General features: G+C 73.5%; 20 protein-coding genes. 14 read left to right on the plus strand and 6 right to left on the minus strand.

Going from position 1 to position 26,248, the window contains the following annotated elements; translation table 11 throughout:
- Positions 1-115: 115 nt before the first annotated feature.
- Both ACSLTV_RS12270 and ACSLTV_RS12275 read left to right on the plus strand, forming a co-directional pair.
- Positions 116-1,765, plus strand: coding sequence for a peptidoglycan recognition protein family protein (locus tag ACSLTV_RS12270; RefSeq protein ID WP_435612107.1), 1,650 nt, complete (start codon positions 116-118; stop codon positions 1,763-1,765).
- Between the two features lie 180 nt (positions 1,766-1,945).
- Positions 1,946-3,028 carry a sugar phosphate nucleotidyltransferase gene (locus tag ACSLTV_RS12275; protein WP_432135425.1) on the plus strand — a complete coding sequence of 361 codons (1,083 nt, stop codon included), beginning with the start codon at positions 1,946-1,948 and terminating at the stop codon, positions 3,026-3,028.
- A gap of 512 nt (positions 3,029-3,540) precedes the next feature.
- On the opposite strand, the gene ACSLTV_RS12280 is transcribed toward ACSLTV_RS12275, so the two are convergent.
- The 4 genes from ACSLTV_RS12280 to ACSLTV_RS12295 all read right to left on the minus strand — a co-directional run bounded on the left by ACSLTV_RS12280 (position 3,541) and on the right by ACSLTV_RS12295 (position 7,521).
- The gene (locus ACSLTV_RS12280; RefSeq protein WP_432157735.1) at positions 3,541-4,521 is read right to left on the minus strand and encodes a DNA-3-methyladenine glycosylase family protein; all 981 of its coding nucleotides are present in this window, start codon (positions 4,519-4,521) and stop codon (positions 3,541-3,543) included.
- A 120-nt stretch (positions 4,522-4,641) separates the two neighbouring features.
- On the minus strand, positions 4,642-5,958 hold the full coding sequence (locus ACSLTV_RS12285) for a coenzyme F420-0:L-glutamate ligase (protein ID WP_435612111.1): 1,317 nt from the start codon (positions 5,956-5,958) through the stop codon (positions 4,642-4,644).
- Between the two features lie 50 nt (positions 5,959-6,008).
- Positions 6,009-6,968, minus strand: coding sequence for a 2-phospho-L-lactate transferase (gene cofD, locus ACSLTV_RS12290; RefSeq protein WP_432135423.1), 960 nt, complete (start codon positions 6,966-6,968; stop codon positions 6,009-6,011).
- Between the two features lie 34 nt (positions 6,969-7,002).
- Positions 7,003-7,521: a cysteine dioxygenase gene (locus ACSLTV_RS12295; protein WP_432135422.1), complete on the minus strand. Its 519-nt coding sequence runs from the start codon at positions 7,519-7,521 to the stop codon at positions 7,003-7,005.
- Between the two features lie 697 nt (positions 7,522-8,218).
- On the opposite strand from ACSLTV_RS12295, the gene ACSLTV_RS12300 reads away from it, so the two are divergent.
- The 3 genes from ACSLTV_RS12300 (at position 8,219) to ACSLTV_RS12310 (ending at position 13,866) form a co-directional block, all read left to right on the plus strand.
- Positions 8,219-8,482 carry a WhiB family transcriptional regulator gene (locus ACSLTV_RS12300; protein WP_003975777.1) on the plus strand — a complete coding sequence of 88 codons (264 nt, stop codon included), beginning with the start codon at positions 8,219-8,221 and terminating at the stop codon, positions 8,480-8,482.
- A 201-nt stretch (positions 8,483-8,683) separates the two neighbouring features.
- Positions 8,684-12,355 carry a glycosyltransferase gene (locus ACSLTV_RS12305; RefSeq protein ID WP_435612108.1) on the plus strand — a complete coding sequence of 1,224 codons (3,672 nt, stop codon included), beginning with the start codon at positions 8,684-8,686 and terminating at the stop codon, positions 12,353-12,355.
- Complete coding sequence (locus ACSLTV_RS12310) at positions 12,352-13,866, plus strand: DUF5719 family protein (protein ID WP_432135420.1); 1,515 nt, start codon at positions 12,352-12,354, stop codon at positions 13,864-13,866. The genes ACSLTV_RS12305 and ACSLTV_RS12310 overlap by 4 nt, the downstream gene beginning before the upstream one ends.
- Before the next feature lie 129 nt (positions 13,867-13,995).
- Here ACSLTV_RS12310 and ACSLTV_RS12315 read toward each other — a convergent pair whose 3' ends face one another.
- Positions 13,996-14,454 (minus strand): metallopeptidase family protein, encoded by a 459-nt coding sequence (locus ACSLTV_RS12315; protein ID WP_432135419.1) that lies wholly within the window; start codon positions 14,452-14,454, stop codon positions 13,996-13,998.
- Positions 14,455-14,717: 263 nt separating this feature from the next.
- On the opposite strand from ACSLTV_RS12315, the gene ACSLTV_RS12320 reads away from it, so the two are divergent.
- From ACSLTV_RS12320 to ACSLTV_RS12355, 8 genes are all read left to right on the plus strand, one after another.
- Positions 14,718-15,140, plus strand: coding sequence for a DUF3499 domain-containing protein (locus ACSLTV_RS12320; RefSeq protein WP_432135418.1), 423 nt, complete (start codon positions 14,718-14,720; stop codon positions 15,138-15,140).
- A gap of 157 nt (positions 15,141-15,297) precedes the next feature.
- Positions 15,298-16,662 (plus strand): phosphomannomutase/phosphoglucomutase, encoded by a 1,365-nt coding sequence (locus ACSLTV_RS12325; RefSeq protein WP_432135417.1) that lies wholly within the window; start codon positions 15,298-15,300, stop codon positions 16,660-16,662.
- A gap of 426 nt (positions 16,663-17,088) precedes the next feature.
- Positions 17,089-17,259 carry a Trm112 family protein gene (locus tag ACSLTV_RS12330; RefSeq protein WP_432135416.1) on the plus strand — a complete coding sequence of 57 codons (171 nt, stop codon included), beginning with the start codon at positions 17,089-17,091 and terminating at the stop codon, positions 17,257-17,259.
- A 472-nt stretch (positions 17,260-17,731) separates the two neighbouring features.
- Positions 17,732-18,862, plus strand: coding sequence for an SIS domain-containing protein (locus ACSLTV_RS12335; RefSeq protein WP_432157731.1), 1,131 nt, complete (start codon positions 17,732-17,734; stop codon positions 18,860-18,862).
- A gap of 59 nt (positions 18,863-18,921) precedes the next feature.
- On the plus strand, positions 18,922-20,073 hold the full coding sequence (gene manA, locus ACSLTV_RS12340; protein ID WP_432135414.1) for a mannose-6-phosphate isomerase, class I: 1,152 nt from the start codon (positions 18,922-18,924) through the stop codon (positions 20,071-20,073).
- A gap of 153 nt (positions 20,074-20,226) precedes the next feature.
- A complete protein-coding gene (locus ACSLTV_RS12345) occupies positions 20,227-21,207 on the plus strand; it encodes a cation diffusion facilitator family transporter (protein ID WP_432135413.1) in 981 nt (326 codons plus the stop codon).
- Positions 21,208-21,503: 296 nt separating this feature from the next.
- On the plus strand, positions 21,504-22,961 hold the full coding sequence (gene ahcY / locus ACSLTV_RS12350; protein WP_435612109.1) for an adenosylhomocysteinase: 1,458 nt from the start codon (positions 21,504-21,506) through the stop codon (positions 22,959-22,961).
- Positions 22,962-23,136: 175 nt separating this feature from the next.
- Entirely contained in the window at positions 23,137-23,751 is a 615-nt protein-coding gene (locus ACSLTV_RS12355) for a hypothetical protein (protein ID WP_432135411.1), read from the plus strand.
- A gap of 26 nt (positions 23,752-23,777) precedes the next feature.
- On the opposite strand, the gene ACSLTV_RS12360 is transcribed toward ACSLTV_RS12355, so the two are convergent.
- The gene (locus ACSLTV_RS12360) at positions 23,778-24,758 is read right to left on the minus strand and encodes an RDD family protein (protein WP_432135560.1); all 981 of its coding nucleotides are present in this window, start codon (positions 24,756-24,758) and stop codon (positions 23,778-23,780) included.
- A gap of 97 nt (positions 24,759-24,855) precedes the next feature.
- Here ACSLTV_RS12360 and ACSLTV_RS12365 point away from each other — a divergent pair, with 97 nt between their 5' ends.
- Positions 24,856-25,863 carry a stage II sporulation protein M gene (locus ACSLTV_RS12365; RefSeq protein ID WP_432135410.1) on the plus strand — a complete coding sequence of 336 codons (1,008 nt, stop codon included), beginning with the start codon at positions 24,856-24,858 and terminating at the stop codon, positions 25,861-25,863.
- Positions 25,864-26,248: the final 385 nt, after the last annotated feature.

The raw sequence follows: 26,248 nt of genomic DNA on the forward strand, positions 1-26,248 counted from the left end.
ACGCGCAGCCACCCCGGCCCACCCAGCGGCGCCCCCGGCCCGGACCACCGGTTCGGCGCAACGCGCCGTGCCCCTCCACCGGACAGTGCGTCAACTCCCCGATGGACAGATATGTATGACTATGTCCAGGATCGAGGGCATGCGTGGATTGCTTGCTTCCTCGATCGGCGTCACCTGCGCGGCCGCCCTCGCTCTGCCCCTGGCGCCCCCCGCCTTCGCGGCGGCTGCCGCTGCGTCACCCGCCGTCGCGGCGCCCGTCCCCGCCGCGCCGTTGGGGGAGGCGGCGGCCGCACGGGCCCGCGTGGCCGCCCCGCACAGCCCCAGAACGCCGCCCTCCGTCCCCTCCGTCCCCTCCGTCCCCGGCGTGCGCACCGTCCCTGATGCGCCCGCCGTGCCCGCAGTCCCCGATGCGTCCGCCGTCCCCGACGTGGCCGGCAGCACCCGGTCCCTGCCGCTCGTCCCGCTGGTCCGCGACCGGGCCGTGGGCGGCGCCACCGCCGAACAGGGGCTGCCCCGCCGCACCGTGGCCGGCTTCTCGCTCCTGGGGGTCGTGTGGGACGACCCGCACGCCGAACTGCGCGGCCGGGTGCAGGTCCGCACCCGTGCCGCCGGCACGGACGCCTGGTCCGACTGGCGCGAGTTGGAGCCCGACGGCGCCGACCACGGCGCCGACCCGGACTCGCCCGAGGCCGCCTCCGGCCGCGTACGCGGCGGTACCGCCCCGCTGTGGGTGGGCCCCTCGGACGGCGTGGAGGTCCGCGTCCGCCCCGAGGCCGCGGACCGGTCCGCGCCGGGAACGCGGAGTCAGGCGGTGCAACCGGGCCTCCCGGAAGGCCTGCGCCTGGACCTCGTGAACCCCGGTACGGCTCCGTCCGTACCCGCCGCCGGCCGGCACCTGCCCGTGACCGGAACGGCGCACGGCCGCCTCGCCGCCCTCAGCCCCCTCCGCTCCGCGGGCACCCTGGACGTCCCGGACGAGGCGAGCACCGTCGTGACCCCCGCCGTCCTCAGCGCCCAGTCGGCGGCCGCGTCGGCCGCCAACGCCGACCTCGCCCCCATCGGCGCCACCGACATCCCTGCCCTGGACCGCTCCCGCACCGTCAGCGAACTGCTCTCCCTGCGCGGCGCCGAACTGACGGAGGCCCAGCGCGCCAAGCCGTACATCGGACCGCGCCCGCGCATCGTCACCCGGCGCGGCTGGGGCGCCGACGAGAAGCTGCGGGAGCGGAAGTTCGTCTACACCAAGAAGGTCAAGGCGGCCTTCGTGCACCACACGGTGACCGGCAACACGTACAAGTGCTCCCAGGCACCCTCACTCATCCGCGGTATGTACCGCTACCACGTCAAGAGCATGGGCTGGCGGGACATCGGCTACAACTTCCTCGTCGACAAGTGCGGAAACATCTACGAGGGCCGGGCCGGGGGAGTGTCGAAGCCGGTCATGGGCGCGCACACCCTCGGCTTCAACACCAACAGCACGGGCATCGCCGTCATCGGCACGTTCGGCTCCAGCAAGCCGCCCGCCGCCGCCGTGAAGGCCGTCGCCAAGCTCACCGCGTGGAAGCTGGGGCTGTACGGGGCCAATCCCAAGGGCAGGACATACCTGACGTCCGGCGGTGGCAATCTCTACCGAAAAGGTAAGAAGGTACGACTGCACGTCATCTCCGGTCACCGCGACGGTTTCGCCACGGAATGCCCAGGGCGCCAGCTCTACGGCAAACTCGGCTCGGCCCGTTCGACGGCGGCGCGCCTCCAGGGGCGCTGAGGCCGGAGGCACGGGCAGTGGGGGGCACATTCAGCGCCGTCGGGGGGACAGTCGTGGGACTGGGACGGGACGACACCGCACGCGACACCGCACGGCCATCGAAGGCGCCACACACCGGTCTGCACACACTGACCGGCCGCGAGTGAGTCGGCCGGTCCCGGCAGGAAGCAGAGACGACAGGTGACAGAAGCGATCCTCCTGGTCGGCGGCAAGGGAACCAGGCTGCGCCCGCTCACGGTGCACACCCCGAAGCCGATGGTCAGGGCGGCGGGGGTACCGTTCCTCACCCACCAGCTGGCCCGCGCGAGAGCGGCCGGCGTCGACCACATCGTGCTCGCCACCAGCTACCTCGCCGAGGTCTTCGAACCGCACTTCGGCGACGGCTCCGCGCTCGGCCTGCACATCGAGTACGTCACCGAGGACGAGCCCCTGGGCACCGGCGGCGCGATCCGCAACGTGGCCTCCCGGCTCCGCTCGGGCCCCGACGACCCGGTGCTGGTCTTCAACGGCGACATCCTGACCGGCCTGGACATCCGCAGGCTGGTGGCGACCCACGAGGAGACGTCGGCCGACGTCTCCCTGCACCTCACCCAGGTGACCGACCCGCGGGCCTACGGCCTGGTCCCCACCGACGACACCGGCAAGGTGCTGGCCTTCCTGGAGAAGCCCACCAGCCCCGAGGAGATCGTCACCGACCAGATCAACGCGGGCGCCTACGTCTTCCGCCGCTCGGTCATCGACACCATCCCGGTGGGCCGCCCGGTCTCGGTGGAGCGCGAGACCTTCCCCGGCCTCCTGGCGGCGGGCGCCCACCTCCAGGGCATGGTCGACTCCACCTACTGGCTCGACCTCGGCACTCCGGCGGCCTTCGTGCGCGGCTCGGCGGATCTCGTGCTGGGCCGTGCCCCGTCACCGGCGGTCCCCGGCCGTTGCGGCGACCGGCTCGTCCTGCCGACGGCCCAGGTCGCGCCCGATGCCAAGCTGACCGGTGGCACGGTGGTCGGCGAGGGCGCCTTCGTCGCCGGGGGCGCCCGGGTCTTCGGCTCGACCATCCTTCCCGGCGCGGTCATCGAGCCCGGAGCCGTCATCACCGACTCCCTCATCGGCATCCGCGCCCGCGTCGGCGAACGCTCGGTTCTCACCGGCACCGTGATCGGCGACGGCGCCGTCGTCGGCCCCGACAACGAGCTCCGCGACGGCGCCCGAGTCTGGTGCGACGCCCGCATCCCGCCGGGCGCCCTGCGCTTCTCACCGGACCGGTGACGCGAACCGGGCCGGCGGCCCAGGCCGACCGGCCGGCTTGGGCCGCCGACTCACCCGGTTGAGGTGGTCCGGGGTCGTCGGCCCATGCAGGTGAGGTGGTCCGGGGTCGTCGGCCCACGCGGCTCAAGTGGCCCGGGGCCGTCGGCACGGGTCGAGCGGCCGAGGCGCGGGTCGACAGCCGCCGGTCGGTGGTGCAGGCCGACTGAGGTGAGCGGCGGCCATCGGATCGGTGGTCGAAGGGGCCGGGCAAGCGGCCACCGGATCGGTGGTCGAAGGGGGTGAACGGCGGTAGCCGGATCGTCGGTTCAGGCCGACCGAGCGGTTGCCGCCGGGCCGAGCGGCCGCCCCGGGCCGACGGCCGACGCGGGGTCGGGCGGGAGCCGTCGCGGACCCGGTGATCCAGCCCGGCCCGGAGCCCACGCCCGGGCCGGGATCCGGTCCTGCACGCCGGGCCGGAGCCCACGCCCGTACTCGTACCCGTGGCTGAGGCCAGGGGGCGTAGTCCCCTGGCCTCACAACTTGCCGATGTCCCCCCGAGACATCCGAGGCGCCCTCCGCTGCGGGATCCGCCCGCTCAGCAGGATCAGCCGGGCCGCCCGGTGCCGCTGCCCCGCGTACGGCCGCAGCAGGTCCAGCATCACCGCGTCGTCCGCGTACCGGTCCCCGGCCAGGGCGAAGCCCACGATCCCCGGCAGGTGCAGGTCGCCCACGGTGACGGCGTCCGCCGCCCCGTGGCTGCGCTGCACCACCTCCGCCGACGTCCACGGCCCCACCCCCGGCACCACCTCCAGCCGCGCCTGGGCCTCGGCCGGCTCCATGCCCGCCGCCTCCTCCATCCGCGCGGCCACCTTCACCGCCCGCAGGATCGTCGCCGCCCGCTTGTAGTCCACTCCGGCCCGATGCCACTCCCACGACGGGATCAGCGCCCAGGTGCGAGGCGCCGGCATCACCCACATCGGCCGCTCGCCCGACCCCGCGGGTCCGGGCGCCGGCTCCCCGTACTTGCGCACCAGCAGCCGCCAGGCCCGGTACGCCTCGTCGGTCGTGACCTTCTGCTCCAGGATCGACGGGATCAACGACTCCAGCACCAGCCCGGTCCGCGTCAGCCGAAGCCCCGGCCGCCGGTGCCGGGCCAGCGCCACCAGCCGGTGCCGGGGCACGAACGCCGACGGATCGTCGGCGCCGCCCAGCAGCTCCGGCAACCGCTCCAGCAGCCACTCGGCCCCGGGTCCCCACGCCTCACCCCGCACCGCGCCGTCGTCCATCGCCACCCGCAGCGTTCCGGGCCCGACCGGGGTCAGGCCGGCCCGCCACACTGACCCGTCGGGCAGCGCCCGGAACGTCGGATCGCCGGGTCCGCGGCGCAGCGGCCCGAGCACCAGCCCCAGATCGAGCGGCCCGTCCGGCACGTAGGTCCGTACCCGCCCGGGCGCGGCCGCCGCCCCGGCCCGCACGGAAGTACGAGCGGGTCGAGACGCGAAACGTCCTGCCACGAGCGAGATCCCTACCGGTCGAAGGTCGAAGGTCGAAGGTCGAAGGTCGACGGGCGGCGGCCGGAGGCCGGGCCGCAGGCGGTTCCGCCTCCGGCACCGCCATGGGCTACGAGCCTACGGTCACCGCACCACGATGAACCCCGCCACGTCCCGCTCGCCCCGGGCCTTCGGCTCCTCCGCGGGATGGCCCACCGCCACGGCCCCCAGGGGATCCCAGTCCTCGGGCAGCCCGAGCACCTCCCGCACCACGTCCCGGCAGAACATGGTCGAGGACACCCACGCCGATCCGAGCCCCTCCCCGGCGAGCGCGACGAGGAAGTTCTGCACTCCGGCCCCGGCCGCGACGACGAACATCTCCCGCTCGGCGCCGTCGCGCCGCGGGTCCCCGTACGTGTGCGACCCGTCCATCACCAGACACGGCACCACCAGACAGGGCGCGTTGCGCAGTACGTCCCCACGCCTCACCCGCTTGGCGATCGACTCCTCGCTCTTGCCGTCCCGCCGCAGATCCGCGATCCACGCCTCGCGCATGGCGTCGAGCAGCCGCACCCGCGACCCTTCCGACTCCAGCAGCACGAACCGCCACGGCGTGGTGTGGTGCGGCGCCGGCGCCGTCACGGCCGCCGCGACCGCCCGCCGCACGGCACCCGGGTCGACCGGCCGGCCGGTGAACGAGCGCACCGTACGCCGCTGGGTGACCGCCAGCCGGACCGCCTCGGAGGTGCCCAGCCGGAACATGTCGTCCGGGCCGCCGCGCAAAAGCGCACGGGCGCCCGGCCCGTCGCCGTCGCCGTCGGGCAGGACGAGCTGCCGAAGCCCGCGCACGACGGCCACCGGCCGCCCGGCGGCCTTGCCCTTCACCAGGTCTCCTGCGGCGGCCAGTTCGTCGGCCGTGGCGACGACGGTCGCGCTGAGCGGGTTGCCGTGCGCGTCGGTGCCCCCGCGCAGATCGTCCAGGACGTGGACGCCGGCGGCGCCGATCGCCATGTCCGTCAGCCCCGAGCGCCAGGGCCGCCCCGAGGTGTCGGTGACGATCACTCCGACGTTGACGCCGAGGGCGGCCCGCAGGCCTTCCCGGACGGCGCGCGCGGACGCGTCGGGGTCCTCGGGCAGCAGCAGCACGGTCCCCGCGGGAGTGTTGGAGGCGTCGACACCGGCGGCGGCCATCACCAGCCCCTGCCGGTTCTCCACGATCCGCAGCGTCCCGCGCCGGGCCACCACCCGCACGGTCTCCGCGTCGATCGCGGCCTCCCGGTCGGTCGCCCGGACGAGCCGGCCCTCCGCCTTGGACACGATCTTCGAGGTGACCAGCAGCACGTCCCCGTCGGCCAGCCCCGGCTCGGCGCCGGCGATCAGCTTGGCCAGGTCGTCCCCGGCGGCCACCTCGGGGATCCCGTCGACCGCCCACACGCGGTAGCCGTCCGGGACCTCCTCCACCGCGCCCCCGGCCTCACCGGCCTGCCCGGCCTTCCGCGACTCCTGTCCGGTCACGCCCCGCGCACCTCCTCCGCCAGCGTCAGCGCCTCCCGGGCCATCCGCGCGGCCGCGTCGACGTCGGTCATCATCAGCGGCACGGCGCGGCAGCGGATCCCGGCGGCCTCCACGCGCTCCACGGAACCCGCGTCGACCGTGTCGACCAGCCAGCCGTCCAGCAGCCCCGGGCCGTAGTGCTCGGCGACCGCCGCGGCCGTCGCCTCCACGCCGACCGCCGCGAGAACCTTGTCGGCCATGCCGCGCACGGGGGCGTCCCCGACGATGGGGGAGAGGCCGATCACCGGCACGCCCGCCTCGGCGATCGCCTCCCGGATGCCGGGCACGGCGAGGATCGTGCCGACGGAGACGACCGGGTTGGACGGCGGGAACAGCACGACGTCGGCCTCGGCGACGGCCTCCAGCACACCGGGCGCCGGCTTGGCCTGCTCGGCGCCCACCGGCACCACGGCCTGCGCCGCCACCGACGCGCGCAGCCGCACCCAGTACTCCTGGAAGTGGATCGCCTTGCGCTCGCCGTCCAGCTCGACGGCCACATGGGTCTCCACCCGGTCGTCCGTCATGGGGATCAGCCGCACGCCCGGCTGCCACCGGTCGCACAGCGCCTCGGTGACGGCGCTGAGCGGATACCCGGCGCCCATCATCTGGGTGCGCACGATGTGCGTGGCGAAGTCCCGGTCGCCCAGGCCGAACCACTCCGGCCCGACGCCGTACGCGGCGAGCTCCTCCTTCAGGTGGAAGGTCTCGTCGGCCCGCCCCCAGCCCTGTTCCTCGTTGATGCCGCCGCCCAGCGTGTACATCACCGTGTCGAGGTCCGGGCAGACCTTCAGGCCGAAGAGGTGTATGTCGTCGCCGGTGTTGCCGATGACCGTGATGTCCGCGTCCGGCACGGCCTTCTTCAGACCGCGCAGGAACCGGGCACCGCCGATGCCGCCTGCCAGAACCACAATGCGCATGGCCCCAAGTCTGGCAGGCGGGTACGACAACGCGTCAGGCGGTCACGGAACGCAGTGGCGCGGCCGGCTCCGCGCGCCCCTCGCAGCGCGCGGGGTGGTGCATCGGCATCTCGGTCAGCCCGGGGAAGTAGACGTGCAGGCTGACCGCCGGTTCCAGGGTGTCGTTGACGACCTCGTGCACGTACCCGGGCGCGAACACGCGCTGCGCGCCCGCGGCCAACGCGCGCGTGGCACGTCCGGTCCGCTCGGTCAGCGTGCCGTCCAGGACGGTGAGTACACCGGAGGACGGGCCGTGGTCGTGCGTCCCGCTGCCCTGGCCGGGCAGCCAGGACAGCAGCCACACCTCGTAGCCCGGCCCGGTGCGCAGCCGGTGGTACCAGCGGGTGGTGGCGTCGTAGCGGACGAGGGGCTCCCACTGGGCGCGGTCGGCCGCGACGCGGCGGGCCAGGCCGGCGAACTCGGCCACGGTGGCCGGGTGCTCGCGCGGGGGCTGCAGCAGGTGGGGTACTTCGAGGAGGTCGCCGGCGATCTGCAGGTCGCTGTCGCTGTTCATGGAGTGCGTGGTTCCTCGGCGGAAGAAGGGTGCGGGGGCTGGGTGTCGCGGTCCGTCCGGCCCGGATCGCGGGGGACGGGGATGCCTTGGTGCAGGCGGGGAACAAGCAGCCGAGTCGCGGTGGACTCAGAGGGGACAACCGGAGCGCGATGGGCTCAACAGCTGGAACAGCGGCAACGGCTACAGCGAGCGCGGGCGGCACCGTGGGACCCGGCGGGGCGGGTCGAGGTGAGTGCCAAGTTCGCGAGCATGCCCACAAGGACAGCGGTTCACACCCGAAGTGTCAACTCGACGCCCGGTATGTGGGACATGGTTCACCTCATCCGGTTCATCTGAAAGATGAAAGGTTTGTTCATCGGGTTCTCGGGACACATGGCGCACAAGCCGGGTGCGCAAGCCCCGTTGCGATCCCGTGACCCGACCGTGATCTGGATCGCTTCGCCGTGCGTGTCGGAACGGGATCGATCCCGCGGGCGTCCTTCTCCCTGCGGGGCCCGGACCCCGTCTGGGTGTCAAGGTTTATGGCGATTTGAACACTTACCGCATGGCCTTGGTTCCGCAGAGTGAATAAGGGGCCCAATAGCAGATCTCGGCTTGACTCGCCCGGAGCAGCACACTTGTAATTTCACTCGTGTCGTTCAGCCGAAATCGGTAACGGCAACGTCACGGGGACGCGAAAGACAGACGAGGGGCGCACATGACCGAGCTGGTGCAGCAACTGCTGGTCGACGACGCGGACGAGGAACTCGGCTGGCAGGAGCGCGCGCTGTGCGCCCAGACCGACCCCGAGTCCTTCTTCCCCGAGAAGGGCGGCTCGACCCGCGAGGCCAAGAAGGTCTGTCTCGCCTGCGAGGTCCGCTCCGAATGCCTCGAGTACGCCCTCGCCAACGACGAACGCTTCGGCATCTGGGGCGGCCTGTCCGAACGGGAACGACGCCGCCTGAAGAAGGCGGCCGTCTGACCGGACCGCCGCACCCCGGCACCCCCACGCCGGCGGACGCGGACCACGGGCCCAACGGCCCGTCGCAGGTGGGTTGTCCACAGGCGGCGGGCCGCAGTCATGCCCAGCCGATAGTGTGGGCGCTCGTCCGAGACGCCCCGCCACCCCCATACGGCACCGGCGTCGTCCACCGCAGTCCATCGAACCGGGGCCCGTACCTCGATGACCGTCCACAGCCACCCGGCCGCCCACCAGGGCACCGCCACCGCAGCGGGACACGATCCGACCCGCCTCCCCGAGTTCCCGCGTCACGTGGTGACCGCGGTCCTCGTCTCCCACGACGGGGCCCGCTGGCTGCCCGACGCGCTCGCCGGGCTGCTCGGCCAGGAACGCCCCGTCCAGTTCGCCCTGGCCGCCGACACCGGCAGCGCGGACCACTCCGCCCAACTGCTCACCGACGCCCTCGGCGACGACCGGGTGCTCCACCTCGCCCGCCGCACCGGCTTCGGCCAGGCGGTCGAGGAGGCCACCCGCACCGCCCCGGTCCTCACCCCGGACGACCTGCCGTACCTCAAGCGCCCCAGCGGCTGGGACCCGGTCACCCGCACCTGGCGCGACGACGCCTACGACCTGCCCGAGCTGCCCCACGGCGAACCCGTCCAGTGGCTGTGGCTGCTGCACGACGACTGCGCCCCCGAACCCGACGCCCTCGCCGAACTCCTGCGGGTCGTGGAGAACGAACTCGAACTCGGCCGCGACGACGTCGCAGTGGTCGGCCCCAAGCTGCGCGGCTGGTACGACCGCCGCCAACTGCTGGAGGTCGGCGTCACCATCGCCTCCTCCGGCCGCCGCTGGACCGGCCTGGACCGCCGTGAACAGGACCAGGGCCAGCACGACCACGTCCGCCCGGTCCTGTCGGTGTCCACCGCGGGCATGCTCGTCCGCCGCGACGTCTTCGAACAGCTCGGCGGCTTCGACCGGCGCCTGCCCCTCATGCGCGACGACGTCGACCTGTGCTGGCGTGCCCACGCCGCCGGCCACCGCGTCCTGGTCGCCCCCGAGGCCGTCGTACGGCACGCCGAGGCCGCCTCCCGCGAACGCCGCACCGTCGACTGCGCCGGCCGCACCACCGCCTCCCCGCACAAGGTCGACAAGGCGGGCGCCGTCTACACCCTGCTCGTCAACACCCGCACCGCCGCCCTGCCCTGGGTACTGCTGCGAATCGTCCTCGGCACCCTCCTGCGCACCCTCGCCTACCTCGTCGGCAAGGTCCCCGGCCAGGCCGTCGACGAGATCCGCGGCCTGCTCGGCACCCTGCTGCGGCCGGAGCGGATCATCGCCGGCCGCCGCCGGCGCGGTCGCCCGGCCGTCGACAAGGACGAACTGCGCCCCCTGTTCCCGCCGCCCGGCGCGACCGTCCGGGCCACCGTCGAACAGGCCGCCGGCAACCTCCTCGGCGGCTCGGACCAGGACACCGCCTCGGCCGGCCGGCACGGCGGCGGCCTGGAGTCCGGCCCCGGCGGCGACGACGCCGACTTCATCGAGATCGAGCAGTTCGCCCGGCTCAAGCGCATCGCCCGCAGGCCCGGACCGGTGCTCTTCCTCGTCCTGCTCCTGGTCTCCCTGGTCGCCTGCCGCAACCTCCTCGGCGGCGGCGCGCTGGCCGGCGGCGCCCTGCTGCCCGCCCCCGCCGACGCCTCCGACCTGTGGGCCCGCTACCTCGACGCGTGGCACCCGGTGGGCGCCGGCGGCACCCCGTCCGCGCCGCCCTACCTCGCGATCATCGCCGGCCTCGCCACCCTGCTGCTCGGCTCCACCGGACTCGCCCTGACGGTCCTGCTGGTCTGTTCCGTGCCGCTGGCCGGGTTCACCGCGTACTTCGCGTCCCGCCCGCTCGTCGAGTCCCGCCTGCTGCGCGCGTGGGCGGCCGTCGTCTACGCCTTCCTGCCCGCCGCCACCGGCGCCCTCGCCGGCGGCCGGGTCGGCACCGCCGTCCTCGCCGTACTGCTGCCCCTCATCGCGCGCGCGGGCGTCGCGGCCGCCGGACTCACCGGCCGCCGCGACACCCGCGGCAGCTGGCGCGCCACCTGGGCGTACGCGCTCCTGCTGACCCTCACCACCGCGTTCACCCCGATCGTGTGGCCGATCGCCCTCGTCCTCGGCCTCGCCGTCCTGGCCGCCCGCCGCACCGACATCACCGCCTACGGCCTGCGTTTCCTCGCCCAGCTCGGCACCCCCCTGCTGGTCCTCGCTCCCTGGTCGCTGTCGCTGCTGCCGTTCGGCTTCTTCACCGAGGCCGGCCTCGACCACGGCGCCTCCGCCGCCTCCGCGCTCGACCTGCTCGGCGCCAGCCCCGGCGGCCCCGGCACGGTCCACGGCCTGATGCTCATGGGCATCGTCCTCGCCGCGCTGGCCGCCCTGCTGCGCACCGAGCGGCAGTTCGCCATCTGGACGGCCTGGGTGGCCGCCGTGGTCGGCTTCGTCTTCGCCGCCCTGTCCAACGGCTCCGCCTGGGCCGGCCCCGCCACCCTCGTGTACGGCGTCGCCCTGCTGGCCGCCGCCGTCCTCGGCGCCGACGGCGCACGCGCGCGGGTAGCCGAGCAGAGCTTCGGCTGGCGCCAGCCGGTCGCCGCGCTCATCGCCTTCGCCTCCGCCGCGGGCCCACTGCTCGTCGCCGCCGGCTGGATGATCGGCGGCGCCGACGGCCCCCTGGAACGCCGCGATCCCGTCCAGGTACCCGCGTTCGTCGCCGAGGAGTCCGGCAACCGGGACCAGGCCCGCACGCTCGTCCTCGACGGCGACTCCGCCGCAGGCATCGACTACATGCTGGTGCGCGGTTCCGGCGTCCGCCTCGGCGACGCCGAACTCGCCGCCGCCGACGGTGAGAACGGACAGCTCGACAAGGTCGTCGCCAACCTCGTCGCCGGGTCCGGAGCCGACCAGGCCGACCAGCTCGGCAAGTTCGCCGTGGCGTACGTCCTGGTGCACCAGGACAGCCCCCGCGAGGTCACCCGCGTCCTGGACGCCACGCCCGGCCTGAAGCGGCTCAGCCAGCAGGGCGGCAGCGCTCTGTGGTCCGTGGCAGGCGAGGTCTCCCGCGCGGCGATCGTCCCCGCCTCCGGCTCCGGCACCCCGGTGCCGGTCGCCGCCGGGCCCGTCGAGATCCACACCGAGATTCCCGAGGGCGCCGACGGCCGCCTCCTGCGCCTGGCCGACACCGCCGCGGACGGCTGGACCGCCACCCTCGACGGCCGACCCCTCAAAGCCACCACCGTCGACGGCTGGGCCCAGGGCTTCGAACTCCCCGCCTCCGGCGGCACCCTGGACGTCGTCTACGACGACCCGTTCACCCACTCCCTCTGGCTGTGGACCCAGGGCTTCCTCGCGCTCGTCCTCGTCGTCCTCGCCCTCCCCGGCCGCCGCCGCGACGTCGACGACGACCTCCCCGAGGAGCAGCCGGTCCCCGCCCAGGCCACCGCCGGCGAGGGCCGCCGCGCACGCCGCCTGCGCGACCGCGCCGAGGCCGACGACCCGGCCCAGGACCCGGCCGCCGCGCAGCAGGAGCCCCCCGCCGTCCCCCAGCAGAACCCCTACGGCGACTGGGACACCCCGGCTCCCGCGCCCACCGGGTACGACGACCACTCCGCCGACCAGTACCAGGCCGCCCAGCAGTACCCGGCCGACGGCTACGGCGGGCCCACCTACGACCCGTACCAGAGCGGCCAGTACGACCCGTACGCCTACGACGGGCAGCAGGCGGCGCCGTACGACCAGGGCACCTACCAGCAGCCCTACGACCCGGCGTACGGCCAGGGCTACGACCCCGCCTACGATCCGGCGCAGCACCAGCCCCACGGCACCGGCAGTGAGCGCCCCGACGGGAGCCAGCAGTGAACCGCACCCTCGTGTCCCTGATCGCCGGCACGGCCGCGCTCGCCGCCGTCACCGGACTCGCCGCGCTGGAGCTGCCCGGCACGGCCGCGCCCGCCACCACCGAGGCGGCCGCCGAACTGCCCGTGGAACGCACCAGCCTGATCTGCCCGGCGCCCAGCGGCTCGGAACTCGCCGACACCGTCTACACGTCCTTCACACCCGTCACCAAGGGCGCCGGCGGGCGCGGCACGGCACGGCTGACCCCCGCCACCGAGGCGGGCACGGCGGCGGGCGGCGACAAGGCGGGCGGCGACAAGGCGGGCGGCGACAAGAAGACGTCGAAGCCCGTCCTCACCGCCAAGGCGCCCGGCACCCCCGCCACCGGCACCACCTCGGGCGGCGACGACCCCGCCCTGGTCGGCGTCGCCGAGGGCGGCTACGCGTCCGGCTGGACCCTCCAGCAGACCACCGAGGTCTCCGCCGGCACCGGCCGCGGCCTGCTCGGCGTCAACTGCACCGCCCCGGACACCGACTTCTGGTTCCCCGGCGCGAGCACCGCCGCCGACCGCACCGACTACGTCCACCTCACCAACCCGGACGACTCCGCCGCCGTCGTAGACATCGAGCTCTACGACCAGGAGGGCACGCTCGCCGCCACGGCCGGCGAGAACCTCACCGTCAAACCGCACTCCAGCGACCCCATCCTGCTGTCCACGCTCACCGACAAGAAGCTCGACGAGCTCACCGTCCACGTGAACGTCCGCAGCGGGCGCGTCGCCGCCGCCGTACAGGCCCTGGACGACAAGCTGGGCGGCGACTGGCTGGCCGCGACCGCCGAACCCGCGGGCAGCCTCGTCATCCCGGGCATCCCGAAGGACGCCGTGTCGGTCCGGCTGGTCGCCTTCGCGCCCGGCGGCTCCGACGCCGACCTCAAGGTCCAGCTGGCATCCGTCTCCGGCCTGATCAACCCCGCCGGGCACGAGACGCTGCACGTCAAGGCCGGCATGACGGCCGCGGCGGACCTCGGTGACATCACGCGCGGCGAGGCCGGCTCCCTGGTCCTCACCCCGACGGACCGGTCGGTGCCGGTGGTCGCGGCCGTCCGGGTCGTGCGCGGCAAGGGCGACGCACAGGAGTCGGCGTTCATTCCCGCCACCGCCGCCGTGGGCACGCGCGCGTCGGCCGTCGGCAACAGCGCCAAGGGCACCACCCTCTCCCTGACCGCCCCCACCGGGACGGCCCAGGTCAAGGTCACCGCGTCGGCGGGCAGCGAGGGCGGCACGCCGGTGAGCAAGACCTACACGATCAAGTCCGGCACCACCCAGGACATCACCCCGCCCGCCCCGGCCGGCCTCAAGGGCACGTACGCCCTCACGGTCGAACACCTCTCCGGCGCCCCCGTCTACGCCTCCCGCACCCTGAGGTCCACCGACACCGACACCGCCGCCTTCACCGTCCAGACCCTGCCCGACGACCACGGCACGGTCACCGTCCCGGACGCGCGGGAGGACCTGACGGTCCTGCTCAAGTAGCGGCTCCCCCGGTGCCGGGGCGGCCTCGCTCGCCCCGGCACCGGAACTCCCGCGCACTGCCGTCCCGCAGGTCCGGGCGAGCACACCCGCGCCCGCCCCCTCCACCGGCTCACGGGCCGCCCGGAACCGTCAGTCCTCCCCGTACCGCGGATCTACGGTCTCCGGCGTCAGCCCCAGCACCTCGGCGACCTGTTCCACGACCACCTCGTGCACCAACGCCGCCCGCTCGTCCCGTCCCTTGGTGCGGATCTCCACCGGCCGCCGGTACACCACCACCCGGGCCCGCCGCCCGTCCCGCGCCGGGATCACACCGCCCAGCGGCACCGCCTCGTCGTTCCACCGGCCGTCGAGCCCCGCGGGCCCGTCCAGCCGGGGCACCTCCAGCACCATGAAGTCGATCTCGGCGAGCTGAGGCCACCGCCGCTCCAGCCGCTCGACGGAGTCCTGCACGAGATCGGCGAACGCCTCCGCACGACTGGCGGCCAACGGCACCTGCGGCGGCGCGATGGGCCCGCGCATGCCCCGACCGTGACGATCACGACGGCGGGGCCCGGGGCCTGCGGCACGGGGCGGTACGGGGTTGTCCATCACTACTGAAGCGTAGTCCTCGCCACGCCCGGCCACCTGTCCCGCACGCCATGTCGCGGACCGACCGTTCCGGCCAACCTGGGACTCGATTCCGTATCACTCCCAGAGCGGCGACCTCATGCCCAATTGCGGTCGTTTGTCCCTGACTGTGCCCGGCCCGGCGCGGACCGTATCGGGATAAGACTGGTGTTCACGCAGGTCAGCGAGGTATGACAGGAGGTGCCCGTGAGGCGTTTCACAACACGACACGGTGGAGTGACCTGGTGGAGAGTCGTCGCGGCCCGCTCAAGAGTGCGGTACCGTCCAACGTCGTGAGCCCTGTACGTCGCTGTTCGCGAACCGCCTGCGGCCGACCCGCCGTGGCGACGCTGACGTACGTCTACGCCGACTCGACCGCGGTCCTCGGCCCGCTCGCCACCTACGCCGAACCCCACTGCTACGACCTGTGCGCCGAGCACTCCGAGCGCCTCACCGCGCCGCGTGGCTGGGAGGTCGTCCGCCTGCTCGACGGCTCGGCTCCGGCCCGCCCCAGCGGCGACGACCTGGAGGCCCTCGCCAACGCCGTCCGCGAGGCGGCCCGCCCCCAGGAGCGGGCGGCCGGAGCAGCGGGCGGCGGCCGCGCAGCCGACCCCATGGAAGTCGCCCGCCGGGGCCACCTGCGCGTCCTGCGCTCACCCGACAACTGACGCCTGCAACGGTCGAGTTGTGACAGCGCCTGTCGCTATCCGGCCATACCCCTTCGACCTGCGGTCACGGCTGGGGTCCAGTCGGCCGCCCCACAGCGGACTGTCGGCCGGGGCGGGTAGTTTGGGGTGACCGATAGGACTTCCAGGAGGGTTGGCCGTGGCTGCTGATCTGTCGCAGATCGTGAAGGCGTACGACGTACGCGGGGTGGTCCCGGATCAGTGGGACGAGTCGCTGGCGGAACTGTTCGGGGCGGCCTTCGCGGAGGTGACCGGCGCGACGGCCATCGTCACCGGCCACGACATGCGTCCCTCGTCCCCCGGCCTGGCCGCCGCCTTCGCGCGCGGCGCGGCCGCCCGCGGTGTGGACGTCACCGAGATCGGCCTGTGTTCGACGGACCAGCTCTACTACGCCTCGGGCGCCCTGGACCTGCCCGGTGCGATGTTCACGGCCTCCCACAACCCCGCCCAGTACAACGGCATCAAGATGTGCCGCGCGGGCGCCGCCCCCATCGGCCAGGACAGCGGCCTCGCCGACATCCGCGAACTCGTCGAGCGCCGACGCGAGTCGGGCGCCCCCGAGCCGGCGGCCGAGGCGGGCACCGTGACCCGCCGCGACACGCTGCGGGACTACGCGGCGCACCTGCGCTCCCTCGTCGACCTGGCCTCCATCCGCCCCCTCAAGGTCGTCGTCGACGCGGGCAACGGCATGGGTGGCCACACGGTCCCCACGGTCTTCGAGGGCCTGCCGCTGACCCTGATCCCCATGTACTTCGAGCTCGACGGCACCTTCCCCAACCACGAGGCCAATCCCCTCGACCCGGCCAACATCGTGGACCTGCAGCAGCGGGTCCGTGAGGAGGGCGCGGACCTCGGTATCGCCTTCGACGGCGACGCCGACCGCTGCTTCGTGGTCGACGAGCACGGCGACCCCGTCTCGCCGTCCGCGGTCACCGCCCTGGTCGCCGCCCGCGAGCTCGCCCGCCACGGCGGCAAGGGCACGGTCATCCACAACCTGATCACCTCGTGGACCGTCCCCGAGGTGGTCGAGGAGAACGGCGGCACCCCGGTCCGCACCCGGGTCGGCCACTCCTTCATCAAGGCCGAGATGGCCCGCACCGGCGCGATCTTCGGCGGCGAGCACTCGGCCCACTACTACTTCAAGGACTTCTGGAACGCCGACACCGGCATGCTGGCCGCCCTGCACGTCCTCGCCGCCCTCGGCGGCCAGGACGGCCCGCTCTCCGCACTGGTCGCCCAGTACGACCGCTACGCCGGCTCCGGCGAGATCAACTCCACCGTCGACGACCAGGCCGGCCGGCTCGCCGCGATCCGGGCGGCGTACGGCGACCGCGAGGACGTCACCCTCGACGAACTCGACGGCCTCACCGTCACCGCCGCCGACTGGTGGTTCAACGTCCGCCCCTCCAACACCGAGCCCCTTCTGCGCCTCAACGCCGAGGCCCGCGACGAGACCACCATGGCCAAGATCCGTGACGAGGTCCTCGCCGTCATCCGCGGCTGACCCGCCTCCCCGCCTCTCGCTGCCCGGGGCCCCCACGCGGCCCGGGCAGCGCGCACGGCCCGGAATCCGTGCGGGGCGCGCGCACCGGGGCGGGAGCGTGGCCGCGACACCGGGGCGCCGGGGCGCAGCAGGGGGCGCGTGGACGTGAGCCGGGGGCGGGAGGCGCGCGGGTGGCGCTCGCGCGCCGGCTCGACCGCGCCCGCAATTCCAACGGCGCCCCGGCCGCCCGCAACCGACCGGGCGCGGGCTCGGGCGACCGCCGCCCGGGCTCCGGTCCAGCCCCCGACCGGCGCATCGCGGGCCGCCGCGCACGTCCCGCGGCCCCGTTCCCTTCCAACCCGCACCGCGGCCCCCACCGGCGGTACGCTGACCAGGCGCATCCGTACCCGGACGCACCCCGCGCCGTTCACTCCGAAGGGACACCCCATGCCGCTCGAAGCCGGCCTCCTGGAGATCCTCGCCTGCCCGGCCTGCCACTCCTCCCTCGAGGAACGGGACGCCGAGCTGATCTGCACCGGCCAGGACTGCGGCCTGGCGTACCCGGTCCGCGACGGCATCCCCGTCCTGCTCGTCGACGAGGCCCGCCGCCCCGCGTGACCCGGGGCGCCCGCCCGAAGCGCCGGCCCGCGCCGGCCGCGTCCGCACCGCCCCGGCCGGACGGGTACGGCACGTACGGACCCCGGCCCTCCGGCGGGCCGACCAGGCGCCCGCGGCCCCGGTCCGGGCCCCGCCGCGGAGCGACCACCCCGTCACCCCCGGCGTACGACCGCACGGCGACCCCGAGCGATCACGCGCCACTTGGCGCCGCCCCACGCAAGCCCCCTCCCGGACCACCGGCGAAGCACCCCGCCGGCCGATGGCCCACCCGGCCCGCGGGGCACCCGCTCCCCGGCGACGTGCCCCCTACCGGCGAGACCCGGGCTCCGGCGACACCCCGACCGGCACCGGCGCCCCGCCCGGGCCACCGCCACACCCACCCCGCTCCGCCCCGGCACCACCAGCGAACCTCCCCGGCGCCCCCTCACAGCGCCCCACCCCCGACGACCAACGGCGACCGGAGACTGACGCCATGTTCGACGAATCGCTGCTCGACACGCCGGAAGCGCTGGCCGAGGTCGACCGCCGCGCGCTGCTGCGCGGTGCGGCCGAGGCGGGCGCCCGCGTCCGTACCGCCGCGCGGCACGCCACCGAGGCCGGCGTCCACGAGCTGAAGCCGGACGGCCGCCCGCGCGCCGTCATGATCGCGGGCCCCGGCGCCGCCGCCACCTGTGTCGCCGACCTCCTCGGCACCCTCGCCGGCGCCGCCTGCCCGGTCACCCGACTGGCACCCACCGGCGTCGCCCCGGCCGCCGGCGCCCTGCGCTGGGAACTCCCCGGCTGGGCCGGTTCCGTCGACCTCCTCCTCATCGCCACCCCCGACGGCAGCGAACCCGGCCTGGGCCTCCTCGCCGAGCAGGCGTACCGCCGGGGCTGCACCGTCGTCGCCGTCGCCCCCGCCCGCTCCCCGCTCACCGAGACGCCAGGCGTCGCGCACGGCCTGTTCGTCCCGATGGCGACCGCCCCCTACGAACCCGACGAGATCCCCCTCGCCGCCTCCGCCCCCGGCGTCCTGTGGGCCCTGCTCACCCCGCTGCTGGCCCTCCTGGACCGCATCGCCCTGATCCCCGCCCCGGCCGAGACCCTGCGGAAGGTCGCCGACCGCCTCGACCAGGTCGCCGAACGCTGCGGCCCCGCCATCGCCACCTACAGCAACCCCGCCAAGACCCTCGCCGCCGAACTCGCCGATTCGCTGCCCGTCGTGTGGACCGAAGGCGCCTCCGCCGGCCCCGCCGGCCGCCGCTTCGCCGCGGCCCTCGCCGAACTCGCCGGCCGCCCCTCCCTCGTCGCGGAACTCCCGGAGGCGCTCGCCGAGCACAGCGCCCTGCTCGCCGGCCCGCTCGCCGCCAGCGCCGACCCCGACGACTTCTTCCGCGACCGCGTCGAGGAGCCGGCCGCCCTGCACGCGCGCGTGGTACTGCTGCGCGACCGCCCCATCGGCGGCCTCACCGCCGCACCCGCCGCCCGTGAGCTGGTCCTCAGCCACGACACACCGATCAGCGAACTCGAACCCGAACCCGGCGACGAGCTGGAGACACTCGCCGAACTGATCGCCATCACGGATTTCGCCGCCGTTTACCTGGCGCTCGCCTCGGGGGCCTGATGTAACCCCCCGGGCGTACGCACGCGCCGCACCGAGAGAGAGCAGGCAGAGAGAACCGCATGGACCGCCTCGACAACACCGTCCGCCCCTACGCCTGGGGCTCGACCACCGCCATCCCCCGGCTCCTCGGCGTCGAACCGACCGGCGAACCCCAGGCGGAGATGTGGCTCGGCGCCCACCCCGGCGCCCCCTCGCGCACCCCGCGCGGCACGCTCGACGAGGTCATCCAGGCCGGCCCCGAGGGGGAACTCGGCCGCGAGACCGTCACCCGGTTCGGCCCCCGCCTGCCCTTCCTCCTCAAGCTCCTCGCCGCCGCCGCCCCCCTCTCCCTCCAGGTCCACCCCGACCGCGCCCAGGCCGAGCGGGGATACGACGACGAAGAGCGCCGCGGCATCCCCGCGAACGCCGGCCACCGCAACTACAAGGACCCCAACCACAAGCCCGAACTGATCTGCGCGCTCACCGAGTTCGAGGGACTGTGCGGCTTCCGCGACCCCGCGCGCGCGGCCGACCTGCTCGAAGCCCTCGGCGTCGACTCCCTCAAGCCGTACGTCGACGCGCTGCGCGCCCATCCCGAGGACGCCGCCCTGCGCGAGGTCCTCACCGCCGTCCTCACCGCCGACCGCCACGAGATGGCCCACACCGTCACCCAGGCCGCGGCAGCCTGCGACCGCCTCGGCGGCGACCACGCCCCCTACGCCGTCATCGCCCACCACCACCCCGGCGACCCCGGTGTCATCGCCGCGATGCTCCTCAACCACGTCCGCCTGCAGCCCGGAGAGGCCCTCTTCCTCGGCGCCGGCATCCCGCACGCCTACCTGAGCGGCCTCGGCGTCGAGATCATGGCCAACTCCGACAACGTCCTGCGCTGCGGCCTCACCCCCAAGCACGTCGACGTCCCCGAACTCCTGCGCGTCGTCCGCTTCGAGCCCGGCGACCCCGGTGTCCTGCGCCCCGAGGCCGCCCCGGACGGCGAGGAGGTCTACGAGACCCCCATCGACGAGTTCCGCCTCTCCCGCTACGTCCTCCCCGAGGGCACCGCCGCCCACGACCTCACCCTGCGCACCCCGCAGATCCTGCTCTGCACGGCGGGAACCGTCCGCGTCGGCGAGCACCGGCTGACCCCCGGCGGCTCGGTGTTCGTGCCCGCGGGGGAGAAGGCCGAGGCGGCCGGCTCCGGCACCCTCTTCCGCGCCACTGTGATCGTATGACCGCCCCTGTGGACGGCTGAGCCGCCGTCACCGCACCGTGCTGCAAGAATGACCCACCGGCACCACCGCCGGCCGCGGCACGGCCGACGGTGGCTCGGCCGACCACGGCACCGCACCATCGGCAACGCACGAGCGGAAGGAACACGCGGGGACATGAGCGCGTCAGGCGGCACCAAGGCGATCGTGGCAGCACTGGGCGCGAACCTCGCCATCGCGGTATCCAAGTTCGTGGCGTTCGCCTTCAGCGGCTCCTCCTCGATGCTCGCCGAGGGCGTGCACTCGGTCGCCGACTCCGGCAACCAGGCCCTGCTGCTCCTCGGCGGCAGGAAGGCCCAGCGCGAGGCCACCCCGCAACACCCCTTCGGATACGGCCGCGAACGCTACATCTACGCCTTCCTCGTCTCCATCGTCCTCTTCTCCGTCGGCGGCATGTTCGCCATCTACGAGGGCTACGAGAAGATCAAGCACCCGCACGAACTGGACCACTGGTACTGGCCGGTCGGCGTCCTCGTCTTCGCGATCCTCGCCGAGGGCTTCTCCTTCCGCACCGCCGTCCAGGAATCCAACCAACTGCGGGGCCAGGAGTCCTGGAAGGAGTTCATCCGCCGCGCCAAGGCGCCCGAACTGCCCGTCGTCCTCCTGGAGGACTTCGGCGCCCTCGTCGGCCTGCTCCTCGCCCTCGGCGGCGTCGGCCTGACCCTGCTCACCGGCGACGGCGTCTGGGACGGCATCGGCACTCTCTGCATCGGCGTCCTGCTCGTCCTCATCGCCCTCGTCCTCGCCGCCGAGACCAAGTCCCTCCTCCTCGGCGAGGCCGCCGGAGCCCAGGAGGTCAAGAAGATCGAGGCCGCCGTCGTCGACGGTGACACCGTCACCGGCATCATCCACATGCGCACCCTCCACCTCGGCCCCGAGGAACTCCTCGTCGCCGCCAAGATCGCCGTCCAGCACGACGACACCGCCGCCGAGGTCGCCACCGCCATCGACGCAGCCGAAGCCCGCATCCGCGACGCCGTCCCCATCGCCCGCGTCATCTACCTCGAACCCGACATCTACAGCGCGACCGAGGCCGCCAAGGGCCCGGACCCCGAGGCCACCCCCGGCGGACCCGCCCTCCAGAACACCGACCACTGACCGCGCCCCCCACCCACGGCAGCTCTCCCGCCGGTCACCCCCAGTGATCGGCGTGATCTGTCCGGAGACGGACTGGGGACGGCAGCGCCCATCAGGTAGCTTGGAACGGAGCCAGACGTCGCTGCTGATGGCGGTCGGGCGGTCCCAGCACGGACCGACCGAGGGAGAGAGGGCCTCCGACGGACTGCGCTGCGCGCACGTGGACATGCCCGTGTCCTCTTCGGGCACCCCTGTGTCCGCCGCCGCGCAGACCAGCCGTACCCACACCTCGACCCAACCCCGAGGAGCAGCCTCCCATGACGACTGTCGACAACCGACAGGACTTCAAGGTCGCCGACCTCTCCCTGGCCGAGTTCGGCCGCAAGGAGATCACGCTCGCCGAGCACGAGATGCCGGGCCTGATGGCGATCCGCAAGGAGTACGCCGAGGCACAGCCGCTGGCCGGCGCCCGCATCACCGGCTCCCTGCACATGACCGTGCAGACCGCCGTCCTGATCGAGACCCTCGCCGCCCTCGGCGCCCGGGTCCGCTGGGCGTCCTGCAACATCTTCTCCACCCAGGACCACGCCGCCGCTGCCATCGCCGTCGGCCCGAACGGCACGCCCGACAACCCCCAGGGCATCCCCGTCTTCGCCTGGAAGGGCGAGACCCTTCAGGAGTACTGGTGGTGCACCGAGCAGGCCCTGACCTGGCCGGACAGCCCCACCGGCGGCCCCAACATGATCCTCGACGACGGCGGTGACGCCACCCTCCTCGTCCACAAGGGCGTCGAGTACGAGAAGGACGGCAAGGTCCCGTCCGTCGACACCGCCGAGTCCGACGAGCACCGCGTCATCCTCGAACTCCTGCACCGCACCATCACGGACGGCTCGCAGAAGTGGACGCAGCTGGCCTCCGAGATCCGCGGCGTCACCGAGGAGACCACCACCGGCGTCCACCGCCTGTACGAGATGCAGCGCGACGGCGTCCTCCTGTTCCCGGCGATCAACGTCAACGACGCCGTCACCAAGTCGAAGTTCGACAACAAGTACGGCTGCCGCCACTCCCTGATCGACGGCATCAACCGCGCCACCGACGTCCTCATCGGCGGCAAGACCGCGGTCGTCTGCGGCTACGGCGACGTCGGCAAGGGCTGCGCGGAGTCCCTGCGCGGCCAGGGCGCCCGCGTCATCGTCACCGAGATCGACCCGATCTGCGCCCTGCAGGCGGTGATGGACGGCTACCAGGTCACGACCCTCGACGAGGTCATCGACAAGGCCGACATCTTCATCACCACGACCGGCAACAAGGACATCATCATGGCCTCGGACATGGCCAAGATGAAGCACCAGGCCATCGTCGGCAACATCGGCCACTTCGACAACGAGATCGACATGGCCGGCCTCGCCAAGGTCCCCGGCATCGTCAAGGACGAGGTCAAGCCCCAGGTCCACACCTGGACCTTCCCCGACGGCAAGGTGATCATCGTCCTCTCCGAGGGCCGCCTGCTGAACCTGGGCAACGCCACCGGTCACCCGTCGTTCGTGATGTCCAACTCCTTCGCGGACCAGACCCTGGCCCAGATCGAGCTGTTCACCAAGCCCGACGCCTACCCGACCGGCGTCTACACGCTGCCCAAGCACCTCGACGAGAAGGTCGCCCGCCTCCACCTGGACGCGCTCGGCGTGAAGCTCACCAAGCTCCGCCCCGAGCAGGCCGCCTACATCGGCGTCGAGGTCGAGGGCCCCTTCAAGCCGGACCACTACCGCTACTGATCCCGCACCACCGGCCCGCACACCACACCGGGCCGGTGGCCGCCCGCACCTCGGAGACAGGCCCCCGCACCCCCGTGTCGGGGGCCTGTCCCTTCGGCCGCCGACGGGACCGCCGCCGACCGCTCGGCAGAGCGACCGGCACATCCCGCCCCGCCCGTCAGACCCCAGGACCCTCATGCCCCGCGGCCGCTACGCGCTCCACGACCCGCACGACCACACCCCCCTCGCCGAAGAGCACTTCCACTGCGCCCCCGGCCCGTCCGGCTGGCGCTACGTCGCCCAGCTGACCACTCCCGGCGGCGATCACCACGGCTCCGTCGACCTCACCCTCGACGAACTCGGCCGCCCCCTCCGCCTGGAACTCCACGCGGGCGGCTGGCAGGTCCGCGGCGCCGCCCTCGACGGCGTCACCTGGGTCCGCACCGACCCCACCGGCAGCCAAGCCACCGAAGGCAACGTGCGCGCCCATACTTTCGCCGGCACCTCTCCCGCCTTCCTCGTCGCCACCACCCGGCTCCTGCGCCTCACCCCCTCCGCCCCCACGACCCGCCTGCGCGTGGTGACCTTCACGGACCCCGTCCTCGCGCCCCGCACCGAGGACCACTCCTGGGCCCTGGTGAACAGAGAAGCACACGCCACTGACAACGGCCCCCTGACCGTGGACGAATACCAGGTCACAGCCCTGGACACCGGCGAACAGCACACGGTCCACATCGCCGGGGACGTCGTCCTCGCCGCCCCCGGCATCGAACTCGAAGACCTCGAATCCCCACCGTCGGCCTTCGACTGACCGATCCGACTGACCGATCCGACTGATCAAGCAGGCGGAACGAACCCCGTCGACGGCCGCCCGGCGGCCGGCTCGTCCCCGGCCCGCACCCCGGGGGCCGGGGACGAGCCGTCGCCCGGCCCCCCGCCGGAAGCAGCCGGGGAAGGGGCACCCGCCGAACCGGCGGAGTCGTACACCTCCGCCACAGGACTGTTTCCAGCCACCGGCGCGCCGTACGCGCCCCCCACCGGCTGACCGTACGTTGCCCCCGCCACTGCCCCACCCCCGGCCGCGCGCCGCATCTCCCGCACCTGCCGCTCCCGCAGCACCGCCGCCAGATACGCGGCGGGTGGCGCTCCCGGCGGAACGGGCGCCCCCGTAAGCGCCGCGAGATCACCCGCCAGACGCTCCGCCATCGCCCATCCCACCTGCGGATCCAGTTGTCCCATCCGCCCCAGGTACTGCCGGACCGCCAGCCACAGACCGTCCGGCACCGCCGACAGATCCAGCTCGGAGAAACGTCCCACCAGCCACGGCTCAGGCGGCGGTACAAGACCGTTCAGCCCGGCCGGCACCCGCTCCCGCACCACCAGCGTCCCGGCGAACACATCCCCGAGCCGCCGCCCGCGCGCCGACACCAACGAGGCGATGCACGCCACCACCCCGCCCGTCAGCAGGATCTCCACCACCCCGACCGCACCCCGCACCAGCGCATGCCGGAACCGGATCGGGCCCCCGTCGTCCCGCACCACCCGCAAACCGCACGCCAGCTTCCCCAGCGACCGCCCATGGCTCAGTGTCTCCACCGCGATCGGCCCGCCCACCAGCACCAGCAGGAAAGCGGCGATCGACAACGCCACCCGTGCCGCTTCGTCGAGGGAGGCCGTCGTCACCACCAACCCGATCACCACGACGACATACGCGACCAAGGCCACGGTGAGATCGAGCAACACGGCCAGGGCCCTGCTGGGCAGCTTGGCGGGCTGCACCTCCAACGCCACCGCCTCACCCGTCACCAGCTCACTCACGTCCGCCGCCCCTTTCCCGACCTGCTCGGAGAGCAGCCAGTCTGCCAAGCTGAGGGCCGTATCCGACCCCGGCACGAAGCGGAGCAGGACAACACCGATGGACCTCGACGTCTTCGTCTCCGCTCACCGGGCCGAGTGGGAGCGCCTGGACGCCCTGCTGCGCCGCCGACGCCACCTGACGGGCGCCGAAGCCGACGAACTCGTGGCCCTCTACCAGCGCACCGCCACACACCTGTCCCTGATCCGGTCCAGCGCTCCCGATCCCCAGCTCACCGCTCGGCTCAGCCAGCTCGTGGCACGCGCGCGTGGCGTCGTCACCGGCACCCGCCGCGCCTCCTGGCGCGACGCCACCCGCTACCTCACCCGCGGCTTCCCCGCCGCCGTCTACCGGTCCCGTCACTGGTGGGTACCCACCGCCCTGATCTCCACCGCGGTCGCCGTCCTCCTGGGCTGGTGGATCGGCACTCACCCGGAAGTACAGGCCACCATCGCGACGTCCAGCGAGCTACGCGAGCTGACTCGCCCCGGCGGCCAGTACGAGACCTACTACTCCAGCCATCCCGCGGCCGCCTTCGCCGCCCAGGTGTGGGCGAACAACGCCCAGGCCGCCGCCCTCTGCCTGGTCCTGGGCGTCTTCCTCGGCCTGCCCGTGCTCTGGATCCTCTTCCAGAACATGCTCAACCTGGGCGTCGGATTCGGCCTCATGTCCTCGGCCGGACGACTCGACACCTTCCTCGGCCTCGTCCTTCCGCACGGACTGCTGGAGCTGACGGCCGTCTTCGTGGCCGCCGGCACCGGACTGCGTCTCGGCTGGACGGTCATCGACCCGGGCCCCCGGACCCGGCGTACCGCCCTCGCCGAGGAGGGCCGCGCGGCCCTCGGCATGGCCATCGGCCTCGCCCTGGTCCTCTTCGTCTCCGGCGCCGTCGAAGGCTTCGTCACGCCGTCCGGCCTGCCCACCTGGGCCCGCATCACCATCGGCGTGCTGGCCGAGCTCGCCTTCCTGACCTACGTGTACGTGCTCGGTGGGCGGGCCGCGCGGTCCGGCGAGACGGGCGACATCCAGGCGGCCGAGCGCAGCGCCACCGTGCCCACAGCCGCCTGATGTGCGAGGACGCCTGCTGAGCTGCTATTGTCCTCTTCGCCCCACAAGAGCCGTTGACACGGGTCGCGCGGGGAGGTAGATTCGAACAGTTGCCTGGAACTGGATGTCATCCGGTCGGCATCGGCTAGTATCTACATCGGCTTCACGGAACGACGATTCCCATCGGTTCGATTCCACAGAGCCCCCCGATGAATCGGAAACAAATGGCCGCCGGTCAGACCGGCCCAGAAGTTCTGATAAAGTCGGAAACGCCGGAAGGGAAACCGCGAAGAAAAAGCGGGGCCCGGAAAGCACCGAGGAAATCGGGTCGAGAAAAGATCTGATAGAGTCGGAAACGCAAGACCGAAGGGAAGCGCCCGGAGGAAAGCCCGAGAGGGTGAGTACA

The organism is Streptomyces sp. bgisy159 (assembly GCF_965341775.1).
Lineage (GTDB): Bacteria > Actinomycetota > Actinomycetes > Streptomycetales > Streptomycetaceae > Streptomyces.